A 3,596-nucleotide genomic window follows, 5' to 3' on the forward strand; every position below is an offset into this window, starting at 1 on the left:
CCGCGCGCGATAGTGGCCCCCCCCGGCGGGCCGGTGGGGTCCGCGGGTGACCCTTTGGCCGTCCCGCGCGTGCTGGTGGCTCTCCCCGGCCCCCCCGCCCCCGCCGGCCACGTACAGCTCGCCCACCGTGCCGTGCGGCACCAGCCGGCCCGCCCGGTCCAGGACGTAGCCGTGCTGGCCGGCCAGCGGGCGGCCGATCGGCGAGTACACGGCGCTCACCGTGTCCGCCTCGGTGATCAGCCGGTACGTGACGTGCACGGTGGTCTCGGTGATCCCGTACATGTTCACCAGAGCGGGCCGCGCGTCCTCGGGGACGGCGAACCAGTCGCGGTAGTCGCGGGCGTCGAAGGCGTCACCGCCGAAGACCACCGTGCGCAGTGCGAGGTCGCCGAACTCCGCCCCCTGCTGGGCCAGATGGGCCCGGAGCCCCTTGAACGCGGCCGGGGTCTGGCTGAGCACGGTGACGCGCTCGTCGCGCAGGACGGCGTGCACGGCGGCGGGGTCGCGGACCTCGTCCTCGGTCAGCACCACCACCCGCCCGCCGGAGGTCAGCGGGGCCCACAGTTCCCAGACGGAGAAGTCGAACGCGGGGGAGTGCAGGAGCGTCCACACGTCGTCGGCACCGAAGTCGAAGTGCCGGTCGGCGGCGCCGAGCAGCCAGGCGAGGTTGCCGTGGGTGATCTCGACGCCCTTGGGCTGCCCGGTCGACCCCGAGGTGTAGATGACGTAGGCGAGGGTGTCCGGGCCGGGGGCCGCCTCCGCGAGCGGGTCCGCGGCCGCGGCGCCGGTGGCGCCGGCGGCGCCCTCGTCGTCGGCGGCGGAGAGCGGGATCACGCCGACCGGCAGCCCCTCCACGGCGGCCCGGCCGACGCCGTCGGCGACCACCCACTCCACCCCGGCGTCACCGACCGTGAACTCCCGCCGGGCCCGCGGGTGGGCGGGGTCCAGCGGCAGGTACGCCGCGCCGGCCCGCCAGACGCCGAGCAGCGCCACGGCCAGGTCGACGGAGCGGCCCAGGCAGACGCCCACCAGGGACTCCGGGCCGATGCCCGCGGCCCGCAGCCGCCGGGCCAGGGCCCGTGAGGCCGCGTCGAGTTCGGCGTACGTCAGGCTGCGGCCGCCGCCGGAGACGGCCACCGCGGTGGGGGCCAGCCGCATCCGCTCGGCCAGGCGCTCCAGGGCCGGCCGCGGGGCCGCCCCGGGCACCGCGTCCGCCGCCGGGCGGTTCGCCGGGCCCCAGGGGCCGAGCAGCGCGGCCCGCTCCTCGCCGGTGAGCAGGTCGGCCATGCCGAGCGGGACGTCCGGCGCCTCGGTGAACGCCCGCAGCACCGCGACGGTGTGCTCGGCGAGCCGGGCCACCGAAGCGGCCTCGAACAGGTCGGGGCGGTAGACGAAGCGGAGCCGGGTGCCGTCCGCGTCCTCGCCGACGTCGAGCGTCAGGTCGAACTTCGCGGTGGTCAGGTCGATGGGGAAGGCCGTGCCCGTCGCCCCGCCGAGGGCGTACGTCCCCTGCCGCGCGGCGGCGGAGTGGGAGAACAGCACCTGGAACAGCGGATTGCGCGACAGGTCCCGCTCGGGGCTCAGCTCGTCGACGACCCGCTCGAAGGGCAGGCCCTGGTGGGAGAGGGCGCCCAGGACGCTGTCCCGGGTACGGGCCAGCAGCTGCGCCGAGGTCGGGTCGCCGCCCAGATTGGTGCGGATGACCAGGGTGTTCACGAAGAAGCCGACCAGCTGCTCGATCTCCGGGCGCTCGCGGTTGGCGACGACGGTGCCGATCGCGATGTCGTCCTGGCCGCTGTGGAAGGCCAGCGCCGCCTGGAACGCCGCCATCAGCGTCATGTACGAGGTGGTGTCGGTCCGCCGGCCGAGCTCGGCCAGGGCCGCCGTCAGCGGGGCGGGGAGCTCGACGGTGTGCACGGCGCCGGCGAAGGTGCGGACGGCGGGCCGCGGGTGGTCGGTGGGCAGTTCGAGCGGGGTCAGGCCGGACAGGGCGGTGCGCCAGTAGTCCAGCTGCGCGCTCTCGTCGGCCCCGCGCTGCCAGTGCGCGTAGTCGGTGTACTCGACCGGTGGCGCCGCGAGCTGCGGGAGCCGGCCGCCGCTTCTGGCGCGGTAGCAGGCGCTCAGGTCGCCCGTCAGGATGTCCAGGGACCAGCCGTCCGAGACGATGTGGTGCATGGCCAGCACCAGTACGTGGTCGTCGTCGGCGATCCGCAGCAGGGTGGCCCGGAACGGGGGCGCCGCGGCCAGGTCGAAGGGGCGCAGCGCCACCTCCCGTACGGCTGCGGCGAGCGCCGCGGGGCCGCCTTCGCGGACCGCGGGCGGCAGGTCGACCACGTCGAGGCCGGCCGCGTCGGAGGCGGGGAGCACCCGCTGGGCGGGCACGCCGTCCTCGTGGGAGAAGACCACCCGCAGCTGCTCGTGGCGGGCGACGAGGTCCCCGGTCGCGGCGCTCAGCGCGGCCGCGTCCAGCGGGCCGGTGAACCGCCAGGCCGCGGGCATCAGGTACTCGACGCCCCCGGGGTCGAGCTGGTCGAGGAAGTACAGGCGCTGCTGTGCGGCGGACAGCGGGGACTGCGCGGGGCGCGGGTCGAGGCGGGGGATGCCCGCGGGCGCCGCCGCGGCGGCGGTCTTGCCGCGCAGCCGCATTTCGAGGAGCCGGCGGGCGGCCGGGGAGAGACCGGCCGGGGCACCGGGGGCCGCGGCGGCGTCCGTGGCGGGTGTGGTGGCGGGCGTGCCGGCGGGTGCGGCGGCCGCGGCCGCGGCCGTGGACAGGGTGGCGGTGGCGGTGGCGGAGGTTTCGACCTGTGCAGTGGTCATGGCGAGTGCCGTCCAATCAGAGGCTGGGATCGCTCCTGGGCGATCAGAAGTCGGAGGTGAGGGACAGGTCGATCTCGTCGTCGCTCATCGCGGAGATCTGCTCGACGAGCTGCCGTTCCACTTCGACGGCGAGCAGTTCGACCGTCGGGTGGTCGAACAGGTCGCGCACCTGGATCGGGCAGTCGAACGCGGTGCGCAGCCGGGACGCGGCCGCCACGGCGCGCAGGGAGTGGCCGCCGAGGGCGAAGAAGTCCTCGCGGATCCCCACCTCGGGAAGGCCGAGGACCTCGGCCCAGATCTGGGCCGTCACCACCTCGGTGGGGGTGCGCGGCGCCACGGACGCCACCGGTTCGGGCAGGGCGGGGTCGGGCAGGGCGGCGGTGTCGACCTTGCCCTGTACGGTCCGGGGCAGGGCGTCGAGCAGGACGAACGCGGCGGGCACCATGTAGCCGGGCAGCAGGGTCCGGCACCAGGCGGCCAGCGCCTCGGAGTCGGGTCCCCGGCCGGCCGCGTAGCCGACGAGGGCGCGCTCGCCGCGCAGTTCCCGGACCAGGACGGCCGCGCCGTGGACGTCCGGGTGCTGTTCCAGGACGGCCTCGATCTCGGCCGGTTCGATGCGGAAGCCGCGGATCTTGACCTGGTCGTCGGTGCGGCCGAGGAACTCCAGTTCCCCCGACGGCAGCCGGCGGACCAGGTCGCCGGTGCGGTAGAGCCGGCCGCCGGCGCCGGCGTACGGGTCGGGCGCGCCCATAGCCCCGGGGAGGGGGGGGCGGGGTCTG

2 protein-coding genes are annotated in these 3,596 nt (G+C 76.2%); both read right to left on the reverse strand.

Annotation, left to right across the window (positions count from 1 at the left end; genetic code table 11):
- Positions 1-2,817 (reverse strand): condensation domain-containing protein (locus tag ACFXA3_RS38660; protein ID WP_385195396.1); only part of this gene is annotated, 2,817 nt, incomplete at its 3' end.
- Positions 2,818-2,860: 43 nt separating this feature from the next.
- Positions 2,861-3,596 (reverse strand): phosphopantetheine-binding protein (locus ACFXA3_RS38665; protein WP_385195399.1); only part of this gene is annotated, 736 nt, incomplete at its 5' end.

Source organism: Streptomyces sp. NPDC059456 (assembly GCF_042750055.1).
In the GTDB taxonomy this organism is placed as follows: Bacteria; Actinomycetota; Actinomycetes; order Streptomycetales; family Streptomycetaceae; genus Streptomyces.